Raw genomic sequence first — 2,013 nt, 5'->3', positions numbered from 1 at the left:
GATTACCTGTTGCCTCAGCAATTGTTTTAAACAGAAAACCTTCAGGATCACGAGCATCCGATAATGCTCTTCTCAATTCTGTGACCATCTGTTCGTTCATTTTATGACACGCTAATTCAATACAGGATTTTTCGAGTGTTTGTTTTGTTTCGAGGAGATCATCTTTTGTTTTATCTCCTTGGATAATAAAGGTACCTAGTAAATGAATCAGCTGGTGATCCCCAAAATCCTTTAAAAAGGTACCTTCGCCCCTTCTCGTCTCAATTAGCCCTAATAATTCAAGCGACCGTAAGGCCTCTCTTACAGAAGAGCGCCCTACATTAAGACGGTCTGATAGTTCACGTTCAGAAGGGATTTTATCTCCAGTGGAAAGTCCATCATCTAGAATGATGGACCTAATTTGTTTTACGATTTCAATGTAAACCTTAGAATTAGGAGATGTCACGAAAATCTCATCCTATCCTTATTCAATAATTGCTAAACGACGAGTCTTCTCAGCAACTTCTTCCGGATTTACAGATATTCTTGCGACCCCTGTTTCCATTGCTGCTTTTGCCACGCTTGCTGCAACCGCAGGAGCAACACGCGGGTCAAATGGTGCAGGAATGACATACTCTGGTCGAAGTTCCTCAGGAGATATCAATGAAGCAATTGCTTCAACTGCCGCTATTTTCATTTGTTCATTAATATGAGTAGCTCTAGCGTCCAATGCACCTCTAAAAATCCCTGGGAAAGCAAGTACGTTGTTTACTTGGTTTGGAAAATCTGATCTTCCTGTTCCAACAACCTTAGCCCCTGCTTCCAATGCGACATCCGGCATGATTTCAGGATTAGGGTTTGCCATAGCAAAAATAATAGCGTCCTGATTCATCGTTTTTACCATATCAGCTGTTAATGCACCTTCAGCGGACACACCGATAAAGACATCTGCATCTTTAATAACATCTTCTAGAGAGCCTTCTAAACGATTGCTATTTGTATATTTTGCTACTTCTTCTTTTACACCATTCATACCAGAGGTACGCCCCTCATAAATAGCACCTCTAGTATCACACATAATAATGTCGCGAACTCCATAGCGGTATAAGAGCTTAATAATTGCAATACCAGCAGCACCAGCTCCGTTTGCAACAACTTTTATTTCTGACATTTTCTTACCAACAAGCTTTAATGCATTCACAAGTCCTGCTACTGTAACAATCGCGGTACCGTGTTGATCATCATGAAAAACCGGAATATTGGCTTCTTTTTTTAAGCGCTCCTCAATGACAAAGCAATTCGGTGCAGCGATATCCTCTAAGTTGACTCCGCCAAAAGTAGGTTCTAATAATTTGACAGTTTCCACTATCTTATCGATATCTGTTGTGTTTAAACAAATTGGAAATGCATCTACACCTGCGAAGCTCTTAAATAATACAGCCTTTCCTTCCATAACAGGAAGAGCTGCTTCAGGACCAATATTGCCTAAGCCAAGCACTGCTGTCCCATCAGAAACAACAGCTACCATATTCCCCTTCATTGTGTATTCATACACCTTGGACTTATCATCGTAAATAACCTTACATGGTTCGGCTACTCCTGGTGAGTACGCTAAGCTTAAATCCTTTGCATTCCTTACTGGAATTTTTGATTTTGATTCAAGCTTTCCCTTATGAATTTGATGAATATGTAGTGCTTCTTCTCTTAGAGTCATTTCCTTTTTTTCACTCCTTGTTATAAAGAAAACTTGGTAGCCTTAATTTTCGGCACCAGTTGTAGTCATAATGGTCGATTACTTGTCCAATATTTTCATTAAATCTAGTAAAATAGAATTTAAGGATCAAAGACTAAGAACGCCACGTCCTGATGTCTTCGTCTTTGTGACCCACATCGTGTGGGCCTAAAAATAAGTGGTATGGCCACTTCGCTTTTCTATTACAATATAACATATATGCTGTTCATGTAAAGAGTTTGTTAGTGGAACACCACATTTTGTGGACCCATTAATTTTGTAATTTCTGTTAAAAATTTTGG

Annotated in this window: 2 protein-coding genes; both read right to left on the bottom strand. The window is 39.4% G+C overall.

Annotated elements, in window-relative coordinates:
• Nucleotides 1-445, bottom strand: a 445-nt coding sequence (locus V7147_RS07300; protein ID WP_335367192.1) for a FadR/GntR family transcriptional regulator, incomplete at its 3' end; no start/stop codon positions are given.
• A gap of 18 nt (nucleotides 446-463) precedes the next feature.
• Complete coding sequence (locus V7147_RS07295) at nucleotides 464-1,693, bottom strand: NAD(P)-dependent malic enzyme (RefSeq protein WP_335367191.1); 1,230 nt, start codon at nucleotides 1,691-1,693, stop codon at nucleotides 464-466.
• Nucleotides 1,694-2,013 lie beyond the last annotated feature (320 nt).

The sequence above is a fragment of the Bacillus sp. JJ1521 genome (assembly GCF_036965165.1).
Lineage (GTDB): Bacteria > Bacillota > Bacilli > Bacillales > Bacillaceae_L > Ferdinandcohnia.
The sequence above is the reverse complement of the archived record's forward strand: the minus strand, read 5'-3'. Positions and strand labels throughout refer to the sequence as shown.